22 protein-coding genes and 1 tRNA gene are annotated in these 22,025 nt (G+C 71.5%); 12 read left to right on the plus strand and 11 right to left on the minus strand.

Features of this window, described 5'->3' with window-relative positions; translation table 11 throughout:
• Positions 1 to 13 precede the first annotated feature (13 nt).
• The 6 genes from G407_RS0118005 to G407_RS0118030 all read right to left on the minus strand — a co-directional run bounded on the left by G407_RS0118005 (position 14) and on the right by G407_RS0118030 (position 6,354).
• Positions 14 to 2,296, minus strand: a complete 2,283-nt coding sequence (locus G407_RS0118005) for an NADP-dependent malic enzyme (RefSeq protein ID WP_029031953.1) — start codon at positions 2,294 to 2,296, stop codon at positions 14 to 16.
• A gap of 110 nt (positions 2,297 to 2,406) precedes the next feature.
• Positions 2,407 to 4,122: an urease subunit alpha gene (gene ureC / locus G407_RS0118010; protein WP_029031954.1), complete on the minus strand. Its 1,716-nt coding sequence runs from the start codon at positions 4,120 to 4,122 to the stop codon at positions 2,407 to 2,409.
• Positions 4,123 to 4,162: 40 nt separating this feature from the next.
• Positions 4,163 to 4,558, minus strand: a complete 396-nt coding sequence (locus G407_RS28480) for a type II toxin-antitoxin system VapC family toxin (protein ID WP_052341536.1) — start codon at positions 4,556 to 4,558, stop codon at positions 4,163 to 4,165.
• Positions 4,555 to 4,848: an AbrB/MazE/SpoVT family DNA-binding domain-containing protein gene (locus tag G407_RS28485; RefSeq protein ID WP_043540131.1), complete on the minus strand. Its 294-nt coding sequence runs from the start codon at positions 4,846 to 4,848 to the stop codon at positions 4,555 to 4,557. The genes G407_RS28480 and G407_RS28485 overlap by 4 nt, the downstream gene beginning before the upstream one ends.
• A 39-nt stretch (positions 4,849 to 4,887) precedes the next feature.
• Positions 4,888 to 5,508, minus strand: a complete 621-nt coding sequence (locus G407_RS28490; protein ID WP_052341537.1) for an urease subunit gamma — start codon at positions 5,506 to 5,508, stop codon at positions 4,888 to 4,890.
• 9 nt (positions 5,509 to 5,517) lie between these two features.
• Positions 5,518 to 6,354, minus strand: coding sequence for an urease accessory protein UreD (locus G407_RS0118030; RefSeq protein ID WP_043540132.1), 837 nt, complete (start codon positions 6,352 to 6,354; stop codon positions 5,518 to 5,520).
• Positions 6,355 to 6,561: 207 nt separating this feature from the next.
• Here G407_RS0118030 and G407_RS0118035 point away from each other — a divergent pair, with 207 nt between their 5' ends.
• On the plus strand, positions 6,562 to 7,620 hold the full coding sequence (locus tag G407_RS0118035; protein WP_029031956.1) for a YeeE/YedE family protein: 1,059 nt from the start codon (positions 6,562 to 6,564) through the stop codon (positions 7,618 to 7,620).
• 114 nt (positions 7,621 to 7,734) lie between these two features.
• Here the strand turns inward: G407_RS0118035 and G407_RS0118040 are convergent, their stop codons facing one another.
• From G407_RS0118040 to soxA, 3 genes are all read right to left on the minus strand, one after another.
• Entirely contained in the window at positions 7,735 to 8,535 is an 801-nt protein-coding gene (locus G407_RS0118040; RefSeq protein WP_029031957.1) for an inositol monophosphatase family protein, read from the minus strand.
• A gap of 296 nt (positions 8,536 to 8,831) precedes the next feature.
• The gene (gene soxX / locus G407_RS0118045) at positions 8,832 to 9,485 is read right to left on the minus strand and encodes a sulfur oxidation c-type cytochrome SoxX (protein WP_043540133.1); all 654 of its coding nucleotides are present in this window, start codon (positions 9,483 to 9,485) and stop codon (positions 8,832 to 8,834) included.
• A gap of 11 nt (positions 9,486 to 9,496) precedes the next feature.
• Positions 9,497 to 10,339 carry a sulfur oxidation c-type cytochrome SoxA gene (soxA, locus tag G407_RS0118050; RefSeq protein ID WP_245259122.1) on the minus strand — a complete coding sequence of 281 codons (843 nt, stop codon included), beginning with the start codon at positions 10,337 to 10,339 and terminating at the stop codon, positions 9,497 to 9,499.
• 388 nt (positions 10,340 to 10,727) lie between these two features.
• On the opposite strand from soxA, the gene soxY reads away from it, so the two are divergent.
• From soxY to G407_RS0118095, 9 genes are all read left to right on the plus strand, one after another.
• Positions 10,728 to 11,192 (plus strand): thiosulfate oxidation carrier protein SoxY, encoded by a 465-nt coding sequence (soxY, locus tag G407_RS0118055; protein ID WP_043540134.1) that lies wholly within the window; start codon positions 10,728 to 10,730, stop codon positions 11,190 to 11,192.
• Between the two features lie 59 nt (positions 11,193 to 11,251).
• On the plus strand, positions 11,252 to 11,581 hold the full coding sequence (soxZ, locus tag G407_RS0118060) for a thiosulfate oxidation carrier complex protein SoxZ (RefSeq protein WP_029031961.1): 330 nt from the start codon (positions 11,252 to 11,254) through the stop codon (positions 11,579 to 11,581).
• A gap of 120 nt (positions 11,582 to 11,701) precedes the next feature.
• Positions 11,702 to 13,390: a thiosulfohydrolase SoxB gene (soxB, locus tag G407_RS0118065; RefSeq protein WP_029031962.1), complete on the plus strand. Its 1,689-nt coding sequence runs from the start codon at positions 11,702 to 11,704 to the stop codon at positions 13,388 to 13,390.
• A gap of 59 nt (positions 13,391 to 13,449) precedes the next feature.
• Complete coding sequence (gene soxC, locus G407_RS0118070) at positions 13,450 to 14,751, plus strand: sulfite dehydrogenase (protein ID WP_029031963.1); 1,302 nt, start codon at positions 13,450 to 13,452, stop codon at positions 14,749 to 14,751.
• Positions 14,735 to 15,487: a c-type cytochrome gene (locus G407_RS0118075; protein ID WP_029031964.1), complete on the plus strand. Its 753-nt coding sequence runs from the start codon at positions 14,735 to 14,737 to the stop codon at positions 15,485 to 15,487. The genes soxC and G407_RS0118075 overlap by 17 nt, the downstream gene beginning before the upstream one ends.
• A 76-nt stretch (positions 15,488 to 15,563) precedes the next feature.
• Complete coding sequence (locus G407_RS28495) at positions 15,564 to 15,914, plus strand: c-type cytochrome (protein WP_052341538.1); 351 nt, start codon at positions 15,564 to 15,566, stop codon at positions 15,912 to 15,914.
• Positions 15,915 to 15,986: 72 nt separating this feature from the next.
• Positions 15,987 to 17,273 (plus strand): NAD(P)/FAD-dependent oxidoreductase, encoded by a 1,287-nt coding sequence (locus tag G407_RS0118085; protein ID WP_029031965.1) that lies wholly within the window; start codon positions 15,987 to 15,989, stop codon positions 17,271 to 17,273.
• Positions 17,270 to 18,244 (plus strand): MBL fold metallo-hydrolase, encoded by a 975-nt coding sequence (locus tag G407_RS0118090; RefSeq protein ID WP_029031966.1) that lies wholly within the window; start codon positions 17,270 to 17,272, stop codon positions 18,242 to 18,244. The genes G407_RS0118085 and G407_RS0118090 overlap by 4 nt, the downstream gene beginning before the upstream one ends.
• Positions 18,245 to 18,315: 71 nt before the next feature.
• Positions 18,316 to 18,705 carry a c-type cytochrome gene (locus tag G407_RS0118095; protein WP_029031967.1) on the plus strand — a complete coding sequence of 130 codons (390 nt, stop codon included), beginning with the start codon at positions 18,316 to 18,318 and terminating at the stop codon, positions 18,703 to 18,705.
• A gap of 279 nt (positions 18,706 to 18,984) precedes the next feature.
• Here the strand turns inward: G407_RS0118095 and G407_RS28500 are convergent, their stop codons facing one another.
• Positions 18,985 to 20,823, minus strand: a complete 1,839-nt coding sequence (locus tag G407_RS28500; RefSeq protein WP_043540135.1) for an ABC transporter transmembrane domain-containing protein — start codon at positions 20,821 to 20,823, stop codon at positions 18,985 to 18,987.
• 151 nt (positions 20,824 to 20,974) lie between these two features.
• Here G407_RS28500 and rpmE point away from each other — a divergent pair, with 151 nt between their 5' ends.
• Both rpmE and G407_RS0118110 read left to right on the plus strand, forming a co-directional pair.
• The gene (gene rpmE / locus G407_RS0118105) at positions 20,975 to 21,211 is read left to right on the plus strand and encodes a 50S ribosomal protein L31 (RefSeq protein WP_029031968.1); all 237 of its coding nucleotides are present in this window, start codon (positions 20,975 to 20,977) and stop codon (positions 21,209 to 21,211) included.
• Between the two features lie 284 nt (positions 21,212 to 21,495).
• Positions 21,496 to 21,571: transfer RNA gene (locus G407_RS0118110), tRNA-Thr, on the plus strand.
• Positions 21,572 to 21,609: 38 nt separating this feature from the next.
• Here the strand turns inward: G407_RS0118110 and G407_RS31845 are convergent.
• On the minus strand, positions 21,610 to 21,774 hold the full coding sequence (locus G407_RS31845) for a hypothetical protein (protein ID WP_156917628.1): 165 nt from the start codon (positions 21,772 to 21,774) through the stop codon (positions 21,610 to 21,612).
• Between the last annotated feature and the right edge of the window lie 251 nt (positions 21,775 to 22,025).

The following is a 22,025-nucleotide window of genomic DNA, read 5'->3' on the forward strand; positions in this document are numbered from 1 at the left end:
GAGGCGGGCGGGGTCAGAGCCCCGCCTGCGCCTCTACGACCGCGACGGCCGTCATGTTGACGATGCCCCGCGCCGTCACCGACGGCGTCACCACGTGGGCGGGCTTCGCGGGGCCGATCAGGATCGGCCCGACCGGCAGGGCGTCCGCCATCACCTTCGTGAGCTGGTAGGCGATGTTGGCGGCGTCGAGGTTGGGCATGATCAGCACGTTGGCCTCGCCGGTCAGCCGCGAGTGCGGCAGCACCCGGTCGCGCGTAACCTGGAGGAGCGCGGTGTCCGCCTGCATCTCCCCGTCCACCTCGAGCGCGGGCGCGCGCTCGCGGATCAGCTCCAGGGCCTGGCGCATCTTGCGGGCGGAGGGCGTGTCCACCGCGCCGAAGTCCGAATGCGAGACGAGCGCGATCTTCGGGTCGAGGCCGAAACGGGCGACGTGGCTCGCGCAGGCGCAGGCGACGTCGGCGATCTCCTCCGCCGTCGGGTCCGGCCGCACGTGTGTGTCGGCGAGGAAGTAGGCGCCCTTGCTCGTGATCATCAGCGAGAGCGCCGCGAAGTCCCGCGCGCCGGGTGCGAGGCCGATGATGGTGCGCAGGTGCCGCAGGTTCGACTGGAAGCGCCCCTCGAGCCCGCAGATCAGTGCGTCCGCGTCGCCGCGCTGCACGGCGAGCGCAGCAATGACGGTGGCGTTGGTGCGCACCAGCGTGCGGGCGGCGTCGGGCGTGATGCCCTGGCGCCCGGCGATCTCGAGATAGGTGGCGACATAGTCGCGGTAGCGCGGGTCGTCCTCGGGGTTGATCAGGTCGACGTCGCGGCCGATCTCGAGGGAGAGCCCGAAGCGATCGAGGCGCGTCTGCACGACGGCCGGGCGGCCGATCAGGATGGGGCGGGCGATGCCCTCCTCGATGACGACCTGCGCCGCCCGCAGCACCCGCTCGTCCTCGCCCTCGGCGTAGATCACGCGCTTGGGCGCGGCTTTCGCCGCGGCGAAGAGCGGCTTCATGATGAAGCCCGAGCGGAAGACGAAGCCGCCCAGCGAGTCCTCGTAGGCCTTGAGGTCCGGCAGCGGCCGCGCCGCGACGCCGGAGCCCATCGCCGCCCTGGCGACTGCGGGAGCGATACGCAGGATCAGGCGCGGATCGAACGGGCTCGGGATCAGCGACTCCTTGCCGAAGGGCCGCGCCTCGCCGCCATAGGCCCGCGCCACCACCTCGGACGGCGCCTCCCGCGCCAGCGCGGCGATGGCCTTCACCGCCGCGGCCTTCATCTCCTCGTTGATCGTGGTGGCGCCGACGTCGAGCGCCCCGCGGAAGATGTAGGGGAAGCACAGGACGTTGTTGACCTGGTTGGGGAAGTCCGAGCGCCCGGTGCAGATCATCGCGTCCGGGCGCACCTCCTGTGCGAGGTCGGGCATGATCTCCGGAGTCGGGTTGGCCAGCGCCATGATCAGGGGCAGCTGGGCCATGCCGGCGAGGTATTCCGGCTTGAGCACGCCGGCCGCGGAAAGGCCCAGGAAGACGTCGGCGCCCTCGATCACCTCCGCCAGCGTGCGCTTGTCGGTCTTCTGGGCGTAGGCCGCCTTCCAGCGGTCCATCAGCGCCTCGCGGCCCTCGTAGACGACGCCCTCGATGTCCGTCACCCAGACGTTCTCGCGCCTCACGCCGAGCGTCAGCAGCAGGTTGAGGCAGGCGAGCGCGGCCGCGCCGGCGCCGGAGGCGACGATCTTGATCTCGTCGATCTTCTTGCCCGACAGCGCGAGCGCGTTCGTCACCGCCGCGCCGACGATGATGGCGGTGCCGTGCTGGTCGTCGTGGAAGACGGGGATGCCCATGCGGGCCTTCAGCCGCTCCTCGACCTCGAAGCACTCGGGCGCCTTGATGTCCTCGAGGTTGATGCCGCCGAAAGTCGGCTCCAGCGCCGCCACGGTCTCGACGAGCGCGTCGACGTCCGTCTGCGCCACCTCGATGTCGAACACGTCGATGCCGGCGAACTTCTTGAACAGGACCGCCTTGCCCTCCATCACGGGCTTGGAGGCGAGCGGGCCGATGTTGCCGAGCCCGAGCACGGCGGTGCCGTTCGTGACGACGGCGACGAGGTTCTGCCGGGCGGTGAGGGTCGCGGCCTCGCCGGGATCGTCGACGATCGCCTCGCAGGCGGCGGCGACGCCGGGCGAGTAGGCCAGCGCCAGGTCGCGCTGGTTGCCGAGCGGCTTCGTCGGCTGGATCTCGAGCTTACCGGGGCGGGGATGGCGATGGTAGAAGAGGGCGCCGGACTTCAGGTCCTCGGAAATGCTCTTCGTCACGCGTGCCCCCTGTTCCTACCTGGAACGCGTTTCTATACGGGGGCGGCGGGCGGGCGCAACACGGGCGGAAGGAAGGGGAGCTTTGCGCGGGGCGAAAGGGCGACACCCGCTCAGAACAGGAAATACCGCTGCGCCAGCGGCAGGCTCTCGGCCGGCTGGCAGACGAGGAGCTCGCCGTCCGCCGTCACCGCGTAGGTTTCCGGGTCGACGGTGATCGCCGGACAGGCGGAGTTGTGGATCATGTCGGCCTTGGAGATGCCGGAGCGGACGTTCTCGACGGCGATCGTCTGCTTCGAGAGCCCCAGCCGGCCGCGCACGTCCCGCTCCATGGCGGCCTTGGAGACGAAGGTCACCGAGGTCGCCGCCAGCGCCTTGCCGAAGGCCGCGAACATCGGGCGGTAGTGGACCGGCTGCGGCGTCGGGATCGAGGCGTTGGGATCGCCCATGGCGGCGGCGACGATGGCGCCGCCCTTGAGCACGAGATGCGGCTTCACCCCGAAGAAGGCGGGGTCCCACAGCACCAGGTCGGCCATCTTGCCGACCTCGATCGAGCCGATGTGGCGCGAGATGCCGTGGGCGATCGCCGGGTTGATCGTGTACTTGGCAATGTAGCGCTTCACCCGGAAATTGTCCGCCCCCGATCCGGCATCCTCCGCCAGCGCGCCGCGCTGCGTCTTCATCTTGTGCGCGGTCTGCCAGGTACGGGTGATCACCTCGCCGACGCGGCCCATGGCCTGGCTGTCGGACGCCATCATCGAGAGGGCGCCGATGTCGTGCAGGATGTCCTCCGCCGCGATCGTCTCCTTGCGGATGCGGCTCTCGGCGAAGGCGAGATCCTCGGGGATCGACGGGTCGAGGTGGTGGCAGACCATGAGCATGTCGAGATGCTCGTCGATCGTGTTCACCGTGAAGGGCCGGGTCGGGTTGGTGGAGGAGGGCAGCACGTTGGGGAGCCCAGCCACCTTGATGATGTCGGGCGCGTGCCCGCCGCCGGCGCCCTCGGTGTGGAAGGCGTGGATGGTGCGGCCCTCGAAGGCGGCGATCGTGTTCTCGACGAAGCCCGACTCGTTCAACGTGTCGGTGTGGATCATCACCTGGATATCGTATTCGTCCGCCACCGACAGGCAGGTGTCGATCGCCTGCGGCGTCGTCCCCCAGTCCTCGTGCAGCTTGAGCGCGCAGGCGCCGGCCTCGATCATCTCGACCAGCGCGCCGGGCAGGGCGGCGTTGCCCTTGCCGGAGAAGGCGAGGTTCATCGGCAGCCCGTCGGCGGCTTCCAGCATGCGCGCCATGTGGAAGGGGCCGGGCGTGCAGGTGGTGGCGTTGGTGCCGTCGGCGGGGCCGGTGCCGCCGCCGAGCATGGTGGTGACGCCCGACATCAGCGCGTCCTCCACCTGCTGCGGGCAGATGAAGTGGATATGCGAGTCGAAGCCGCCGGCGGTGAGGATCCGGCCCTCGCCCGCGATCGCCTCCGTCCCCGGCCCCACCACGATGTCCACCCCCGGCTGGACGTCCGGGTTGCCCGCCTTGCCGATGGCGACGATGCGCCCGTTCTTGAGCCCCACGTCCGCCTTCACGATCCCCCAGTGATCGACGACGAGCGCGTTGGTGATCACCGTATCGACCGCGCCCTGCGCGTTGGTGGCCTGGCTCTGCCCCATCCCGTCGCGGATCACCTTGCCGCCGCCGAACTTCACCTCCTCGCCGTAGACCGTGAAGTCGCGCTCCACGCGGATCGTCAGCTCGGTGTCGGCGAGCCGCACGAGATCGCCGACCGTGGGGCCGAACATGTCGGCATAGGCGGCGCGGGAGATGCGGTAGGGCATGGGCGGGGCCTTTCTGGCGGTGGGGCCTTTCCGGGGGGCGTCAGGGCACGATGGCGAGCGGCGGATGGCGGGCAGCCTTGCGATCGAACGTGTAGGTTTGCGACGCGCCGTGGGCCTCGTTGATGCAAGCGATGAGGCGGTCCGAGAAGTCGCCGAGGTTCGCTTCGTAGTCGGCGAGCGCCGCACGCGCCGCTGCGCCGTCCACCACGACGACGGCATCGTCATGCAGCAAACGTCTGAGCCGATCCGAGATAGCCGCGCGCTCGAGCTTGAGGCAGGAGCGCAACACCCAGAACAGCTCGGCAAGGACGACGGGGTTGACCAGGATCGGCGAGATCCGCGCCAGGAGCGCACGCCCCTTGCGGGCCTGGTCCGGATCGTCCTCCAGCATCAGCCGCACGAGCACGTTGGTGTCGATGCCCGACGGCTCGCTCATGAGCGCCCCTTCTTCAAGATCTCCTCGCCGATCAGACGGTGGATCTCCTCGCGGGGCGGCAGCGGGCCGTAGCCGCGGAGGGAACCTACGAGGCCCAGCAGGCCGGCGCCGGGGGTCTTCTCCGCCGTTTCCTCGCCACGGATCGGCGCGGCGGCTGGGCCGAGCTGAACTTTTCCATCGGGCATGAGCGTGAACTCCACCCGGTCTCCCGCCTTCAGGCCCAGCGCCCGCCGGACGTCCTCCGGCACGGCCACCGATCCGTCCTCGCCGATCGTCGCATGCGATCCCATGCCCTGCTCCTCCGTCGTGCCGATCCTACCACACCGCCCTCACAACGCCCCCATCACCTTCCCCTGGAACCCGTACACCTTCCGCTCGCCCGAGAGCGCCACCAGCGTCACCTCGCGCGTCTGGCCCGGCTCGAAGCGCACGGCGGTGCCGGCGGGGATGTCGAGGCGCATGCCGCGCGCCTTGTCGCGGTCGAAGGCCAACGCGCCGTTGGTCTCGGCGAAATGGTAGTGCGACCCCACCTGGATCGGTCGGTCGCCGGTGTTGGAGACCTCGAGCGTGAGCGTCTCGCGGCCCTCGTTGAGCACGATCTCGCCCTCCATCGGGCAGACCGCGCCGGGGACGAGCTCCTGCGTCGCGCCGCGGATCGGCTCGTGCACGGTCACGAGCTTCGTCCCGTCCGGGAAGGTCGCCTCCACCTGCACGTCGTGGATCATCTCGGCGACGCCGGGCATCACCTGCTCGGCCGTGATCACGTGCGCGCCGGCCGCCATCAGCTCGGCGACGGTGCGGCCGTCGCGGGCGCCCTCGACGACGTAGTCGGTGATCAGAGCGATGGCCTCGGGGTAGTTCAGCTTGACGCCGCGCTCGAGCCGCCGGCGTGCCACCATCGCCGCCATGGCGACGAGGAGCTTGTCCTTCTCGCGGGGGGAGAGCTTCATCGGGGCACCTCAGGTGGACCAGGAACGGGGCAGGGGGCGCCCGGAGAGCCGCGCGAGGAAGCGGGCGAGATCGGCGCGAAGCCGGCGCGGATCGGGCGAGAGGAAGCGGGCGATCAGCATGCCGTCGAAGCCGCCCGCGGCGCTTTCCACCGATGCGTCCCCGAGCGCCGCGCGCGCGTCCTCGACGCGCGCCTCGGCATCGGGCGACACGAGGAGCACGGTGGCCAGCGCACGCGCGCCGCCGCCGCAGGCGGGGCGCGCCAGGATCTCGGCGACGCCCCCCTCCAGCCGCAGGTCCTCGGCGAAGACGAGGCGCCGGTCGCGGCGGATGCGCCAGCGATCCCGCAGCGCCCCGGTCTCCACCGTCTCGCCCATCGCGAGGCGGCCGAAGACGGCGGCCTCGACCATGAGCAGCCTGGCGTCCGCGGCCATGGCGACATCGATCGTGCGATGGAGCCGCGCCCCCTCGAACAGGATCTGCTCCTGCGGCAGCCAGTCGAGCGCCGCGCCCGGCCCGAGATCGAGCGCGACGCGCATCGTCGCGGCGTCGCCCTGCGCACGGTAGACCTTCTCGGCCGCCTGCGTCGTCAGCGTCGCCGCCGCGCCGGGGGCGAGCGAGACGTCGAGCGCGAGGTCGTCGCCCCCGGCGAGCCCGCCGCCGGTGTTGAGGTAGACGCCCTCGCAGCGCCCGCTCGCGCGGACGAAGCGCACCCTGTAGCCTCCGCGCTCGGCGATCGCCATCGGCGCGGTGCCGCGCGCCGTGGTGCCGAGCGCGATGCGCACGCCCCCCGCGGCGCGGATCCAGCGCGGCGGGGCGGGGTCGGCGGCGGGGCGGGGCAGGTGCATGGACGCTGGTCTCGGGACGGCACGCCATCGTCGCGCCCGCGCGCTCCGGCATCAAGGCCACGCTCGGCGCTCGCGTGCCCAAAGAAGCGGCAGCGGCCGCCTCGCCGCGTGCAGACGATCGGCCGAGCGGGCTGCTTCGTCCTTGATCTTCCATGACGGACCAGTGAAACATATCGCATTCGGTGCATGCTCGCGGGCGGACCCCTGATGGCGGAGCTGCTTCCCCACGATCTCGCGGCCAACCTGGTGCGCACGCTGCTCGGCTTCGTCGCGGGCGTGGCGCTCGGCTTCGCCGCACGCCGGGGCCGGTTCTGCACGCTCGGCGCCATCGAGGACGCGGTCTACGCCCGCGACACCCGGCGGCTGCGCGCCTGGGCGCTGGCCATCGGGGTGGCGACGGCCGGGATCGTGCTGCTCGTGGGCGCCGCGGGTCTGGACCTCTCGCGCACGATCTATGTCGCCCCGCGGCTCGAATGGGCGGGAGCGCTCCTCGGAGGGCTGACCTTCGGGCTCGGCATGGCGCTCGTCGGCACCTGCGGCTTCGGCATGCTGCTGCGGCTCGGGGGCGGCGACCTCAAGGCGCTGCTCGGCTTCCTCGTGCTGGGCCTGTCCGCGCTGATGGCGATGCGCGGGCTCACCGGCGTCGTGCGCGCCTCGCTGATCGACCCGCTCGCATTGGACCTCGCCCCGCGCGAGATGCAGACGCTGCCCGCGCTGATCGGGCTCGAACCCGCCGCGGCGACGACGCTGGCGCTCGCCGTCGCCGGCGGCTTCGCGGCGCTCGCGCTCGCTCACGAGGCGACGCGGACCTCCCGCAAGCTCCTCCTCACCGGCGCGGCGATCGGTCTCTCGGTCACCGCGGGGTTCGCGATCACCGGCGTGGTCGGCGTCGACCCGTTCGAGGAGGCGCGGGTGGAGAGCTTCACCTTCGTCGCGCCGCTCGGGCAGACGCTGCTCTGGGCGGCGCTGGCGACGGGGATCGCGATCGACTTCCCCGTCGGTGCCACGCTCGGGGTTCTCGCCGGCGCCTTCCTCGCCGCGCGCACGGGCGGCGAGTTCTTCTGGGAGGCGCCGGACGACGCGCGCGAGGTGAAGCGCCACGTCTTCGGCGCCTTCCTGATGGGCACCGGCGGCGTCGCCGCCCTGGGGTGCACGATCGGGCAGGGGGTGAGCGGGGTGGCCACGCTCTCCGTCGGCTCCTTCCTCGCGCTCGCGTCGATCTTCGCCGGCGCGCGGATCGGGCTGTGGGTGCTGGTCGAGCGGTGACGGCGGGCCCGGCGCGAGCCGCCTCGCACGCCTACCGGAAACCGTGCGGTTCCGGCCCTCGCCTGGAGCCGTCGTGCACGGTGTCGGCCACGAGCCGGGCTGCGGCCTTCGCGCTCAGCCCGCCTTGGAGGCCGCGCGCACGATCCGCAGGAGCTCGCGCTGGACGGTCTCGTTGCCGGCGACGACCGAGCCCTTCGTCATCATCTGCTCGCCGCCGTCGGCGTCGGCGACGAAGCCGCCGGCCTCGCGCACGAGGATCAGCCCGGCGGCGACGTCGTAGCTCTGGACGTTGCGCTCCCAGTAGCCGTCGACCCGGCCGGCCGCGACCGCGGCGAGGTCGAGGGCGGCCGACCCCATGCGGCGCACGCCCGCGACCTTCGCCATGATCGTGGCGAGCTCGCGCAGGAATTCCGGATGATTGCCGTGGCCGAGAAAGGGGATGCCGCAGGCGACGAGACAGTCCGCCAGGTCGGTGCGCGCCGAGACGCGCAGGCGGCGATTGTTGAGGAAGGCGCCCTGGCCCTTCTCAGCGACATAGAGCTCGTCCTTGATCGGATCGTAGATCACGCCGGCGAACATCTTGCCGTCGCGCTCGAGCCCAACCGAGATGGCGAACTGGGGGATGCCGTGCAGGAAGTTCGTGGTGCCGTCGAGCGGGTCGACGTGCCAGACGTTCTGCGTGTCGCCGCCCTCGACCTTGCCGCCCTCCTCCAGCACGAAGCCGTAGCCCGGCCGCGCCTTGGCCAGCGCCTCGCGCAGGGTGGCCTCGGCCTTGCGGTCGGCCGCGGAGACGAAGTCGCTCGGCCCCTTGCGGGACACCTGCAGGTTCTCGACCTCGCCGAAGTCGCGCTTGAGCGTGCGCGCGGCCTTCATCACGGAATCGACCATCACGGTCATGAGAGGGGTGCGGATCATGGCGGCTCCAGCGCCTCCCCGGAACGGAGGCGGTCTTCGCGGCGATCGACGCCGGTACGCGTAGCGAGGATGCGCGAGGGCAAACCACGCCGCGGGCCGGGCGTCAAGCGCCGCGGCGGAGCCGAGACGGCACGAGTCGAGCAACGGGACCCCGCCCCCGATCCGCTGCGCGGATCGTCCCCGCCCCGAGGGGGCGGGAGCTTCGCCGCCGTCGGCGGCGAAGCCGACGGCACCCGGGAGGGCCGGTCGTGGGCGCTCGGGGCCGCTCCCGCCCGGTTGGGGCGGGAGCGGGGGCGTCACTGGTTGACCGGGGAGGCCGGGTCCATCAGCAGGGCGACGATGTCCTTGATCTGGTCGATCGTCAGGACCGCGTTCGCGCCGAAGCGCGGCATCATCGAGCAGGGCAGCGCGACGTGCGGATTGTAGATCTTCTCGTAGGCCGCCTTCACCGCCTCCTCCGAGAAGTCGTAGAGCTTGCCGTAGCCCATCAGGCTGGGGCCGAGCGTGCCGTAGGAGACCTCCTGCGGCGTGAGCTGGTGGCAGGCGTAGCAGTTGCCGCCGCTCTCCCGCCGCGGCGGGTAGTCGGAGAAGCGCATGCCGTAGCCGGACTGGGCGAGCTTCTCGCCGTTCTCCCACGAGCCCATCAGCACGCCGTCGTCGGGATAGACGATCGTGCTCGCCGCGCGGGTGCGGATCTCCTCGAAGACGTCGTCGGGCGGCATGTTGCCGAACTGGTTGCACTGACGCATCGTCTCGTCGGGCGTGAGCCGGGCGGCCCACTCCGCGTCGATGCCCGGGAAGGCGGCCTCGACGACGGCGTCGACCTGGGCCTGCGTCGGCCCCGCGTCCTGGGCGAGGGCGCCGGGAGCGAGCCCGGCGGCGAGGAGCGCCGCGCCGAGGGCGGCAGCGGCGAAGGTCCGCGAGAACGGACGCTGGATCTCGTTGTGCATGACCGCCTCCCTCAGCGCTTGATGCCGGGCGCGGCGACGTCGCCGCCGGCGGCCTTGTCGACGAGATAGGAGATCAGCGCCACGGACGCCTCCGAGCCCATCTCGAGCTTGGGCATGCGCATCTGCCAATAGCAGTCGTACATGCGGTGCTGCATCGTCATCACGTGCGTCGAGGACACGCGGTAGGCGGGCCACTCGCCGACGACGACCTGCGCCTCGGCCGGGTCGGACAGGTAGGGCAGCTCCTGCAGGCGGATCCGCTGGCCGCTCGCCGCATGGCAGGTGGCGCAGGAGAAGTCGAACGGGCCCGAGCGGCGGTTGAACAGCGCCTCGCCCATGGCGACCGCCTGCCGTCCGGCCTCGTCGTCGAGCGCCGGCGCGAAGGCCTCGCCCTCGGAGCGGTTGGCGATCCACGTGGCGATCGCGCCGACGTCCTTCACCGGCTGCCCGCCCGACGGATGCGGCTTCTTCACGTATTCGGCGACATCGAAGCCCTGGAGCTCCTGCATGCACCACAGGATGCGGGTCTCGACGTCCATGACGCGCCCCGCGTCCTCGAACCACCGCGGCAGCTGCGCGAAGGCGCCGTCCACCACGCCCGGCCCGAGGCCGAGATCGCAATCCTCCAGCGTGGCGTTGCTCGGGCCGGCGGGCGTCGCCCACAGCATCTCGCCGCGGTCGGCGTCGAGCAGCGCCGGGTTCGACCACGGGTCCTCCCGCAGCATCTGGCGGAAGCGTTCGAGACCGCGCTGGGTCTCCTCCTCGGTCTGCGCGCCGGCCGGCGGTGCGACCAAGGATAGTGTGAATGCGGCCGCCAGCGATCCCGCCAGCGCCAGGGTCATGAGCTTGTGCAAGGCCGTTTCCTCCCGAGCCTCGTTCCGGTCGTACGCGCCCGATGGTTGTTGTCGTGGATCGGCTCGGAGCCCACCGTCCTTCCACGCATGTTACATGCAAAAAATGCGATGGGAAGCTCCGATCTGGAAAGATTCCGATTGACGCATCGGCTCGCATCGGACAGCATCGAAAAAAATGAATGTGTTCGCCCGTCCAGGCGGTCCAGCGGGGCCGACCGGCGAGGCGAGCCGGGGAGGGAGCCGAGGGCGCTCGCACGCTCGTGAGAGGCGAGCCGCTTTTCGATCCCCAGCGACGGACGTATCCTGGCGTGCACCCGTGCGCGCCGGGTGCGCGAGACCACACGCACCGTCGGCGAGCCGGCGGCCGCGACCGAGGGAGAGATATGCGATGAACCTGGTCCTCAACCGCCGTCAGGCGCTCCTCGCGGGCGTCGGAGCGGTCGCGGCGGCGAGCGGCATGGCGGGCGCTTCCGCCCCCGCGCTGGCCGCGGCGGAAGACGCCGCCGCCACCATCCTGGAGTTCACCGGCGGCGCCGAGCCGACGATGGGGCGCGTCACGCTCGACGTCCCCGAGATCGCCGAGAACGGCAACACGGTGCCGATGGACGTGTGGGTCGACAGCCCGATGACCGCGGACGACTACGTCGCCGAGGTGCTGGTCGTCGCCGACGGGAACCCCCGCCCTGGCGTCGCGACCTTCCACTTCTCGCCGCTGTCGGGCCGCGCCCAGGCGAACACGCGCATCCGTCTCGCGGGCACGCAGAACGTCATCGCTGTCGCCAAGATGAGCGACGGCTCGGTGTTCATGGACAAGAAGGAGGTGAAGGTCACGATCGGCGGCTGCGGCGGCTGACGCCCGCGCCGACTTCGAGCCTCGACCTTCCCACGCATCGACCCCGAGGAGCACGAGCCATGGCGACCCCGCGTCCCCGCATCCGTCTCGACCGCAACGAGATCTCGGCCGGCGAGACCATCGAGGTGAAGACCCTCGTCTCGCACATCATGGAATCCGGCCAGCGCCGCGACGGCGACGGCAACGTCATCCCGCGCAAGATCATCAACACCTTCAAGTGCGAGTTCGAAGGGGAGCCGGTGTTCTCCTGCGACATCGAGCCCGCGGTCTCGGCGAACCCGTATTTCCAGTTCAACGTCGCGCCGCCCCGCTCGGGCACGCTGACCTTCACCTGGATCGACGACGACGGCACCGAGATCACGGCGACCGAGGACGTCGTCGTCAACTGACGCAGCCCGGCGACGGGGAGCGCGCTGCCGCTCCCCCGCGCGACGATCGCCGCCCGCCGGGCCCCCGGCGCGCGAACGGCGATCCGTGCCCACACGCATCGCCCGAACGAGGTCATCGCCATGCCCACGAGACGCGACTTCCTGCAGATGGCGGCGGCCACGGCGGCGATCCTGCCGACCGCGCACTGGTCGCGCGCCTTCGCGCAGCAGAGCCTGACCCAGGACGAGCTCTTGGCGATGGACCCGGTGGGGCGCCTCTCCATCGTCCACGTCACCGACATCCACGCCCAGCTCGTGCCGATCCACTTCCGCGAGCCGTCGACCAACCTCGGGGTGGCCGAGGTGAAGGGCCTCGTGCCCCACGTCACCGGGCGCGCGCTGCTCGACATGTACGCGATCGCGCCGGGCTCGCCGATGGCGCACGCGCTCACCTACGACGACTTCGCCGCCCTGGCGCGGGCCTACGGCCGCATGGGCGGGCTCGACCGGGTGGCGACGGTCGTCGATGCCATCCGCGCCGAGCGCGGGGAGGGCAACACGCTCCTCCTCGACGGCGGCGACACCTGGCAGAACTCCTGGACCTCGCTCCAGACCCGGGGCGAGGACATGGTCGCCTGCATGGCGCTGCTGCGCCCCGACGCGATGGTCGGCCACTGGGAGTTCACGCTCGGGGAGGAGCGGGTGAACGAGCTCGTCTCCCGGCTCGGCTTCCCGTTCCTCGGCGGCAACATCCGCGATACGGACTGGGACGAGCCCGTCTTCGACGCGATGACGATGGTCGAGCGCGCGGGCGTGAAGGTCGCCGTGATCGGCCAGGCCTTCCCCTATACGCCCATCGCCAACCCGCGCTGGATGATGCCGTCCTGGTCCTTCGGCATCCGCGAGGCGGAGGTCGCCGCGAGCGTCGAGGACGCCCGGGCCCAGGGGGCGGACGTGGTCGTCCTCCTGTCGCACAACGGCTTCGACGTCGACCGCAAGCTCGCCTCCCGCGTGCCCGGCATCGACGTCGTGCTGACCGCCCACACCCACGACGCGCTGCCGGAGCCGGTGATGGTCGGCAAGACGCTCGTCATCGCGTCGGGCTCGCACGGCAAGTTCGTCTCGCGCCTCGACCTCGACGTGTCCGGCGGCGAGGTGAAGGGCTTCGGCTACAGGCTCATCCCGGTCTTCTCGGACGTCATCGCGCCCGATCCGGCGATGGCTGCGAGGATCGCCGAGGTCCGCGCGCCCTACGAGGCGACGCTATCCGAGGTGCTCGGCCGCACGGAGGGCCTCCTCTACCGGCGCGGCAACTTCAACGGCACGTTCGACGACGTGATCTGCGAGGCGATGCTCACGCGGCGCGACGCCGAGATCGCGCTCTCCCCCGGCTTCCGCTGGGGGGCGTCCGTCCTGCCCGGGGCCGAGATCACCATGGAGGACGTCACCAACGCAACCGCCATGACCTATCCCGAGACCTATCGCACAACGATGACGGGCGCGCGGCTGAAGGAGGTGCTGGAGGACGTCGCCGACAACCTCTTCAACCCGGACCCCTACTACCAGCAGGGAGGCGACATGGTTCGCGTCGGCGGCATCGCCTACGCCATCGACGTCTCCGCGCCGATGGGGTCGCGCATCTCCGACCTGACGCTCATGCGCACGGGCGAGGCGCTCGAGGCCGAGCGCGAATACGTCGTCTCGGGCTGGGCGAGCGTGAACGAGGGCACGCAGGGCCCGCCGATCTGGGACCTCGTCGCCGCGCACATCCGCGAGGCGGGCACGGTCGCGCCGAGGGAGACCGAGACGGTGCGCGTCACGGGCGCCTGACGCCGAACGGGCCCCGACGCCGAGACGAAGAGACGATCATCACCGAGGGAACGAGACCGATGTCGAAGGACGAAGCCGGCAGGAACGGGAGAGCGGGGCCGGGAGCCTCGCGCCGGACCTTCCTGCGCGCGGGGCTCGCCGCCGGCGGCGCCGCGCTGATGGGCGGGCGCGCCGCCGCCGAGACCGCCGCGGGCAATCCCGCGAACCTCCCGCCGAACGTGCCCGACTGGTCGCGCTATCTCGGCGACGGCGTCGCCGTGCGCGCCTACGGCCGGCCCTCCGAGCACGAGAGCCACGTGATCCGCCGCGACGTGGAATGGCTCACCGCCTCGCGGGAATCGTCGGTCAGCTTCACCCCGCTGCACGAGCTCGACGGGCCGATCACCCCCAACGGCCTGTGCTTCGAGCGCCACCACGGCGGCATCGCCGAGCTGAACCCGCAGGACTACCGGCTGATCCTGCACGGGCTCGTCGACAAGGAGCTCGTCTTCACGCTGGACGACATCAAGCGCATGCCGCGGGTCAACCGGGCCTACTTCGCCGAATGCGCGGCGAATTCCGGCATGGAATGGCGTGGCGCGCAGCTCAACGGCTGCCAGTTCACCCACGGCATGATCCACAGCGTGATGTATACCGGCGTGCCGCTGCGCGTGCTGCTCGCCGAGGCCGGCGTGAAGCCCACCGGCAAGTGGCTGCTGCTCGAAGGGGCCGACGCGTCGGGCATGACCCGCTCGCTGCCCATCGAGAAGGCGCTCGACGACTGCCTCGTCGCCTACCGCATGAACGGCGAGATGCTGCGCCCGGAGAACGGCTATCCCGTGCGCATGGTCGTCCCCGGCTGGGAGGCGAACATGTGGGTGAAGTGGCTGCGTCGCATCGAGGTCGGCGACCAGCCCTGGTACCAGCGCGAGGAAACCTCGAAATACACAGACCTGCTCGAGGACGGCAGCGCGCGCAAGTTCACCTTCGTGATGGACGCCAAGTCCGTGATCACGAGCCCGAGCCCGCAGGCGCCGGTCAACCACGCGAGCGGCTTCACGGTGATCTCGGGCCTCGCCTGGTCGGGGCGCGGCAAGATCGCCGCCGTCGACGTCTCGCTGGACGGCGGGCGCAACTGGCGGCGTGCGCGGCTCGACGGGCCGGTCTGGGGCAAGGCGCTGACGCGCTTCTACTACGAGCTCGACTGGGACGGCTCGCCGCTGCTGCTGCAGTCGCGTGCGGTCGACGAGACGGGCTACGTGCAGCCGACCAAGAACGAGCTGCGGGCCGTGCGCGGCCTCAACTCGATCTACCACAACAACGGGATCCAGACCTGGCACGTGATGGCCGGCGGGGAGGTCGAGAATGTCGAGGTTTCGTGAGATGCGCCCCCTCGCGCTGGCCGCGCTCCTTGCCGGGGCGAGCGTGCTGGCTGCCGGCGCGCTCCTGCCGGCGCCGACGCTGGCCACCGAGACGCGCGCCGCCGAGGCGACGGACGGCGTGACGGACGGCGCCTTCCCGGAGCTGCCGACCGGGCTCGGCCTCGGGCGCGCGGCGAGCGCCGAGGAGATCGCCGGCTGGGACATCGACGTGCGCCCGGACGGGCTCGGCCTGCCGGAGGGCCGCGGCACGGCGCGGGAAGGCGAGGAGGTCTACATCGCGCAATGCGCCGTCTGCCACGGCGACTTCGGCGAGGGCGCCGGACGCTGGCCGCAGCTGGCGGGTGGTGCCGGCACGCTCGCGTCGCACGACCCGTCGAAGACCGTCGGCTCGTACTGGCCCTACGCCTCGACGCTGATCGACTACATCAACCGCGCCATGCCCTACGGCAACGCGCAGTCGCTCACGCCCGACGAGCTCTACGCGGTGACCGCCTACGTGCTGTGGCTCAACGACGTCGTCCTCGACGAGGAGCTCGAGCTCAGCCACGAGAACTTCGCCGAGATCGAGCTCGAGAACCAGCCGAACTTCTTCCCCGACGATCGCGAGACGGCGGAGGCGCACTTCTGGCGGGAGCCCTGCATGGAGGGCTGCGCGACGGGCGAGGCGGAGATCGTCATGCGCGCGCGCGCCCTCGACGTGACGCCCGAGCCGGGGCAGGGCCCGACCGTGGATTGATGCGCGGGCGCCGATCCGCCCGCGCATCGGTGGTTTCGGGCTTGCTCCGCCCGTCGAGCTGATGGAAGCTGCGCCCATGCGTTCCCTCGTTCCCAGCCTGATCGTGCCGGTCGCGGCTCTCGCCGCGGCCGCATGGCTCGTGCCGGCGGCGCAGGCCCAGGAGCTCGCCGGGGACGCGGAGTACGGCGCCTTCCTCGCCGGCGAATGCGTGACCTGCCACCAGGAGAGCGGGGCCTTCGACGGCATCCCGCCCATCGTCGGCTGGCCGGTGGAGAGCTTCGTGCACGTCATGCGCCTCTACCGGGAGGGGGCGCGCGACAACCAGGTCATGCGCACGATCGCGGGACGGTACGGCGACGAGGAGCTCGCGGCGCTGGCGGCCTATTTCGCCGAGCTGGGCCCTGGCGCCGAGAAAAATACGAGATAGGATGCATAATGTGTGATTAACACACAGATTTCCGTGTAATTCGGCTCGAGGGCCGTGCTGGGAGGATCCGACATGTCGTTCACCCGTCGAGGCGTCATCAAGGCCGGGGCCGTGGCGGCCGCCGCCGGCTCCCTGCCGTTCGGCATGGCCGCACCCGCGATCGCCCAGGGAGCGCGTCCGCGCCTCGTGGTGATCGGCGGCGGGCCGGGCGGGGCCACGCTCGCCAAGTACGTCGCCCGCGATTCGCAGGGCGCGGTGGAGGTCACGCTGGTGGAGCCGAAGGAGCGTTTCGCCACCTGCTTCCACTCCAATCTCTATCTCGGCGATTTCAAGGGCTGGGACGAGATCAACCACGGCTACGAGCAACTGACCGAGGCCTACGGCGTCGCGCACGTGCGCCAGGCGGCGAGCGCCATCGACCGCGAGGCGAAGACCGTGCGCCTCGGCGACGGCTCGGACCTCGCCTACGACCACCTCGTGGTCGCCCCGGGCATCGACCTGATCTACGACTCGGTCGAGGGCTACTCGGAGGAGGTGGCGGAGACGCTGCCCCACGCCTGGCTCGCCGGCCCGCAGACGCAGCTGCTCAAGGCGCAGCTCGACGCGCTCGAGGACGGCGCGCAGATCGTCATGATCGCGCCGCCCAACCCCTACCGCTGCCCGCCCGGCCCCTACGAGCGCGTCTCGATGATGGCGCACGTGCTCAAGGCCAAGGGCCACACCCGCTCGCGCATCCTCATCCTCGACCCGAAGCCGAGCTTCTCCAAGCAGGCGCTCTTCGCCGCCGGCTGGCAGCGCTACTACACCGGCATGGTCGAGTGGCAGGATCCGAACATCCACGGCGGCATCGGCGCGGTGGACGCCGCGTCGATGACCGTCGAGACCGGGTTCGGTCCCTACGACGCCGATCTCATCAACGTCATCCCCGCCCAGCGCGCCGGCGCCATCGCGGTGTCCGCGGGCCTGACGAACGAGACCGGCTATTGCCCGATCCTGGCCGAGACCATGCGCTCGGCGGTCGACGAGAGCATCACCGTGCTCGGTGACGCGACCATCGCCGGCGACATGCCGAAATCCGGCTTCTCGGCGAATTCCCAGGCCAAGGTGGCCGCGAACGCCATCCGCGCCGCGCTCACCGGCTCGCGCCAGTTCCCGGCGCGCTACGCCAATACCTGCTGGAGCCTGATCGCCGACGACGACGCGGTGAAGGTCGGCGGGCGCTACGAGGCCGTGGACGGCAAGATCACAGCCACCGAGACCTTCGTCTCGCAGCTCGACGAGGACGACGACCTGCGCCGTCAGACCCAGGCCGAGAACATCGGCTGGTACGAAGGCATCGCCGCGGACATCTTCGGATGAGCCCGCACGGAACGACCGAGCCCGGCGGGACCACCCGCCGGGCGCTGCTCGCGGCCGCCCCGCTCGTGGGTTCCGCCGCGCTCGGCCTCGCCGGCGCGCCGATGGGCGTGCGCCTGGCCCGCGCCCGGGCGAGCGACACGCTCGCCATCGGCGACATCCGCGTGCGCGTCGTCTCGGACGGGACCGTGGCGCTGCCCGTCTCCTTCACGCTGCCGGAGACGGACGACGCCGACCTCGACGCCCTGTTCCGTGCGAACGGCATGGAGCCGCCGCGGGAATTCGTGAACCAGACCAACGTCGTCCTGATCGAGGTCGGCGAGCGGCGCATCCTCGTCGATGCGGGCTCCGGCCCGACCTTCCAGGCGACGGCGGGGCGGCTGACGGACGCGCTCCTGGAGATCGGCGTCGCACCCGAGGACGTGACGGACGTCGTCTTCACCCACGGCCACGCCGACCACCTCTGGGGTGCCGTCGACGATTTCGAGGAGGGGCCGCGGTTCCCGAACGCCCGCCACGTCATGGGCGAGACGGAGCACGCCTTCTGGACCGATCCCGCGACACCGGAGACCGCGCCGGATTGGCTGAAGGGCCTCGCGCTCGGTGCCGCGCGGGTGATCGGCACGCTCGGCGATTCGCTGGAGCCGGCGGGCGACGCGGCCGAGCTCGCGCCGGGGGTGCGGTACGTCGCCACGCCGGGGCACACGCCCGGCCACGCCTCGGTGCTCGTCGAGAGCGGCGGCAGCCAGCTGCTCGTGGGCGGGGACGCGCTCACCAACGCGCTGATCTCCTTCCAGAAACCGGACTGGCCGCTGGGCACGGACCTCGACCGCGAGCAGGCGATCGCCACGCGCCTCGCCCTGCTCGACCGGCTGGCCACGGATCGCATCGGCCTCGTGGGCTTTCATCTTCCGTTCCCAGGAATCGGCTCCGTCGAAAGACGCAACGGCGCATTCATCTTCGCTTCAGGATGAGGCGCGCTATAAAGGCTAAGCTGGATCAGCTCCAAGCTCGACCCACCCGCCCGAAGAGAGGAAACCAGCCCATGCGTAAGATCGCCCTCGTTGCCGCGTCGTTCCTGATGCTCGGCGGTATCGGTTCCGCCCAGGCCCAGGACGCGGCCGCCGGTGAGCGAGTGTTCCGTCTCTGCAGCGCCTGCCACATGGTCGGCGAGAACGCCCAGAACCGCGTCGGACCGCAGCTCAACGGCCTGTTCGGCCGCGAGGCCGGCTCCGTCGAAGGCTTCCGCTACTCGCCCGCCTACGAGACCCTCGACAAGGTCTGGGACCACGAGAACTTCGCGGTCTACATCAAGGACCCCCGTGGCGTGACGCCCGGGACGCGGATGGCGTTCGCCGGCCTGCGCAACGATCAGCAGGTCGCCGACCTGATCGCCTATCTCGATCAGTTCAACGCCGACGGCACGATGAAGTGAGGCGCCGCACCGGCCGCTTTCGCGAGACCACACGAACGGCGGCGGGCTCCCGGGCCCGCCGCCGTTTCGCTGTCTGCGATGTCGTCCCGGACGGCGAAGCCGATCCGGGACCCGGATCCTCCGGAGCCTCGAAGAGCGGCGTGCCGACGCCGCGGCGGAAGACGCCTCCATCGGCGCCCAAGGACGCGCGCGCTCCCGCGCACGCCGATCACACCCCTGTGGATCCGGGCCCCGGGCCCGCTTCGCGACCCGGGGTGACAGCGTTCGCCGCGCGACGTCCTATTCCGCCGCCTGCGAGCGCCGGTCCTGCGCGTCCGAGAACTGCAGCCGGGCGAGGCGGGCGTAGAGGCCGCCGCGGGCGACGAGCCCGTCGTGATCGCCTTCCTCGACGATCCGGCCGGCATCCATCACCAGGATCCGGTCGGCGGAGCGCACGGTGGCGAGGCGGTGGGCGATGACGAGGGTGGTGCGGCCCTCCATCAGTCGGTCGAGCGCCTCCTGCACCGCGTGCTCGCTCTCGGCGTCGAGCGCGCTCGTCGCCTCGTCGAGGAGCAGGATCGGCGCATCCTTGAGGATGGCGCGGGCGATGGCGATGCGCTGGCGCTGGCCGCCGGACAGCGTGACCCCGCGCTCGCCGACGAGGGTGGCGTAGCCGTCGGGCAGCGCCTCGACGAAGACGTCGGCGCTCGCCAGCCGCGCCGCTTCGCGCACCTGCGCCTCGGTCGCGTCGGGGCGGCCGTAGCGGATGTTGTCGAGCACGCTCACGCCGAAGATCGTCGGCTCCTGCGGCACGAGCGCGAGCCGTCGGCGCAGGGCGACGGGATCGGCCTCGGTGAGCGGCACGCCGTCGACGCTCACGCGCCCGCCCTCCGGGTCGTAGAAGCGCAGGATCAGCTGCAGCACGGTCGACTTGCCCGATCCCGACGGGCCGACGAGCGCCACCCGCTCGCCCGGCCGCAGGGCGAAGGAGACGCCCTCCAGCGCCGGTGCCTCCGTGCGGGTGGGATAGTGGAAGCGCACGTCCTCGAAGGCGACGGAGCCGAGAGGCGGCTCGGGGAGCGCGCGGGGGCGCTCGGGCGCCGTCACCCCGGGCAGCGCCTCGAGGATCTCGCCGAGCCGCTCCGCCGAGCCCGCCGCCTGGGCGAGCTCGCCGTAGACCTCCGACAGCTGCCCCATCGCGGAGGCCGCGAACACGGCGTAGAGCACGAACTGCCCGAGCGTCCCGCCCGTCATCGTGCCGGCCAGCACCGCCTGCGCGCCGTACCAGAGCACGCCGACGACGCTCGCCGAGACGAGGAAGATCGCGGCCCCGGTGAGCATCGCGCGCGCGCGCACCGAGATCCGCGCGGCGTCGTAGGCCTCCTCCGCCGCATGCGCGAAGCGCCGGGCGGTCTCGCGCTCCATGCCGAAGGCCTGCATCGTGCGCACGGAGCCCACCGCCTCGGCGGCGAAGGCGGAGGCGTCGGCGAGCTTGTCCTGGGCGATGCGCGAGCGCCGGCGCACCTTGCGGCCCGAGACGATGATCGGCACGACGATGAGCGGCAGCGCGACGAGGACGAGGGCGGAGAGCTTGGGGCTCGTCCAGATCATCAGCGCGATCGCGCCCACGAGGAGCACGGCGTTGCGCAGCGCGATCGAGATCGAGGCGCCGAAGGCGGCCTTCACCTGCGTCGTGTCGGCGGTGAGCCGCGAGACGAGCTCGCCCGCGCGGCTGGCGTCGAAGAAGGCGGGATCGAGGGTGGTCAGCCGCTCGAACACGGCGGCGCGCACGTCCGCCACGACCCGCTCGCCGAGCGTGATCACGAAGTAGTAGCGCAGCGCCGAGCCGAGCGCGAGGAAGCCGACGACGACGACGAGCATGCCGAAATAGGCGCTGATCAGGTCGCCCTGCGCGTCCGAGAAGCCGTGGTCGATCACCCGGCGCACCGCGAGCGGCACCGCGAGCGTCGCGACCGAGGCCACGACGAGGGCGATCAGCGCTGCGGCGATCCGCCCCTTGTAGCGCGCGGCGAAGCCGACGAGGGGCCTGAGCGCGCTGAGGTTGGCGCGCCCGCTCGTCCCGGGCGCGAGCCCGTCCGCTCCCCGCTTGCGCCCCGCGCCCCCGATCTCGTCCGCCATGATGATCCCGTTCCTCGGCGCTCACGCCTCGCTTGAACTCGCTCCGCGGCTGGGGTATAGCCCCGCGATCCCAGTCACTGGCTCGACATAACGTCGCAAGCCGTCGTCGTCACGCGGGACGCGCAGGCGACGGTGCGAGGAGGTTCAATCTATGCCCAAGGCCGCCACCAACCATCCGGATTACCACTTCATCACCGTCCAGATGACGGATGGGACGACGTACCAGACGCGTTCCACCTACGGCAAGGAGGGCGACACCCTCCCGCTCGACATCGACCCGAAGACGCACCCGGCCTGGACCGGCGCGTCGCAGGCGCTGCTCGACCGCGGCGGCCGCGTCTCGCGCTTCAACAACCGCTTCGCCGGGCTGACCTTCGGCCGCAAGTGAGCGTGCCGAGGACGTCGAGCCTCGCGCCTTTCCGAGATCGCCCGCGTCTCCAGTCACGCGTGCGCGCCCCGGCCGCCCCGCGGCCGGGGTTTTCGCGTCGCCGGCGCCGCGTCCGCACCCGGGGGGAGGGAACGATGCCCGCGACGGATCGGGGCGGGGCTCGTCCGAGCCGCGACCGTGACGCTCGCCGGCGGGCTCTCTCCCGGCGCGCACACGCTTGCGCGGACGCATGCCGGCTGCTACCGCTTGCGCGCGCTGCTACCGGCCAGGGGCCCGCCGCGCATGCCGGCTTAGCTCAGCTGGTAGAGCAACCGCCTTGTAAGCGGTAGGTCGTCGGTTCGAGTCCGACAGCCGGCACCAGTGATTTCAGGTACCTAGCGCGCCCCGTGCCATTCCGTTTAGACGGCCTTGGTGGGCGCGTTTAGACTTACCGTTCGACCGGTGTTCGCGCGCAGGATGGCGCGCCCGCGGCGGCGGGCCTCGTCGGCTGCGCGGACGAGGACCGGATCGACGGGGAGATAGGTCGCCTGGAGCGCGCGGGCGTCCTGGATCTGGTTCGCCATCTTCGCCGCGAGCTGGCCGGGGTCGACGCCGCCGGCGAGCGCCTCGACGGCGCCGGAGGGCTCGAGAGCGTGCCGATCGCCGGCGCGCCCGTCTTGCCGCGCCCGTCTTGCCGCGGCCGATGGCCGCGCAGGGTGCGGGCCGGTTCGGCTCGCCGAAGAGCCGGCGCGGCGCGCCGGCGTCGACGATCTCGTGGGCGATGTCGTTGGGAACCCGCGCGAGCGTGTGAGAGGTCGTTTCGCCGGGGCCGACC

The organism is Salinarimonas rosea DSM 21201 (genome assembly GCF_000429045.1).
In the GTDB taxonomy this organism is placed as follows: Bacteria; Pseudomonadota; Alphaproteobacteria; order Rhizobiales; family Beijerinckiaceae; genus Salinarimonas; species Salinarimonas rosea.

Bases quoted from the DNA above. Each gene is read 5' to 3' on its own strand.
- ureC (WP_029031954.1), bottom strand. From the start codon at position 4,122: ATGCCCTACCGCATCTCCCGCGCCGCCTATGCCGACATGTTCGGCCCC.
- G407_RS28480 (WP_052341536.1), bottom strand. From the start codon at position 4,558: ATGAGCGAGCCGTCGGGCATCGACACCAACGTGCTCGTGCGGCTGATG.
- G407_RS28485 (WP_043540131.1), bottom strand. From the start codon at position 4,848: ATGGGATCGCATGCGACGATCGGCGAGGACGGATCGGTGGCCGTGCCG.
- G407_RS28490 (WP_052341537.1), bottom strand. From the start codon at position 5,508: ATGAAGCTCTCCCCCCGCGAGAAGGACAAGCTCCTCGTCGCCATGGCG.
- G407_RS0118030 (WP_043540132.1), bottom strand. From the start codon at position 6,354: ATGCACCTGCCCCGCCCCGCCGCCGACCCCGCCCCGCCGCGCTGGATC.
- G407_RS0118035 (WP_029031956.1), top strand. From the start codon at position 6,562: ATGGCGGAGCTGCTTCCCCACGATCTCGCGGCCAACCTGGTGCGCACG.
- G407_RS0118040 (WP_029031957.1), bottom strand. From the start codon at position 8,535: ATGATCCGCACCCCTCTCATGACCGTGATGGTCGATTCCGTGATGAAG.
- soxX (WP_043540133.1), bottom strand. From the start codon at position 9,485: ATGCACAACGAGATCCAGCGTCCGTTCTCGCGGACCTTCGCCGCTGCC.
- soxY (WP_043540134.1), top strand. From the start codon at position 10,728: ATGAACCTGGTCCTCAACCGCCGTCAGGCGCTCCTCGCGGGCGTCGGA.
- soxZ (WP_029031961.1), top strand. From the start codon at position 11,252: ATGGCGACCCCGCGTCCCCGCATCCGTCTCGACCGCAACGAGATCTCG.
- soxB (WP_029031962.1), top strand. From the start codon at position 11,702: ATGCCCACGAGACGCGACTTCCTGCAGATGGCGGCGGCCACGGCGGCG.
- soxC (WP_029031963.1), top strand. From the start codon at position 13,450: ATGTCGAAGGACGAAGCCGGCAGGAACGGGAGAGCGGGGCCGGGAGCC.
- G407_RS0118075 (WP_029031964.1), top strand. From the start codon at position 14,735: ATGTCGAGGTTTCGTGAGATGCGCCCCCTCGCGCTGGCCGCGCTCCTT.
- G407_RS28495 (WP_052341538.1), top strand. From the start codon at position 15,564: ATGCGTTCCCTCGTTCCCAGCCTGATCGTGCCGGTCGCGGCTCTCGCC.
- G407_RS0118085 (WP_029031965.1), top strand. From the start codon at position 15,987: ATGTCGTTCACCCGTCGAGGCGTCATCAAGGCCGGGGCCGTGGCGGCC.
- G407_RS0118090 (WP_029031966.1), top strand. From the start codon at position 17,270: ATGAGCCCGCACGGAACGACCGAGCCCGGCGGGACCACCCGCCGGGCG.
- G407_RS0118095 (WP_029031967.1), top strand. From the start codon at position 18,316: ATGCGTAAGATCGCCCTCGTTGCCGCGTCGTTCCTGATGCTCGGCGGT.
- G407_RS28500 (WP_043540135.1), bottom strand. From the start codon at position 20,823: ATGGCGGACGAGATCGGGGGCGCGGGGCGCAAGCGGGGAGCGGACGGG.
- rpmE (WP_029031968.1), top strand. From the start codon at position 20,975: ATGCCCAAGGCCGCCACCAACCATCCGGATTACCACTTCATCACCGTC.
- G407_RS31845 (WP_156917628.1), bottom strand. From the start codon at position 21,774: ATGGCGAACCAGATCCAGGACGCCCGCGCGCTCCAGGCGACCTATCTC.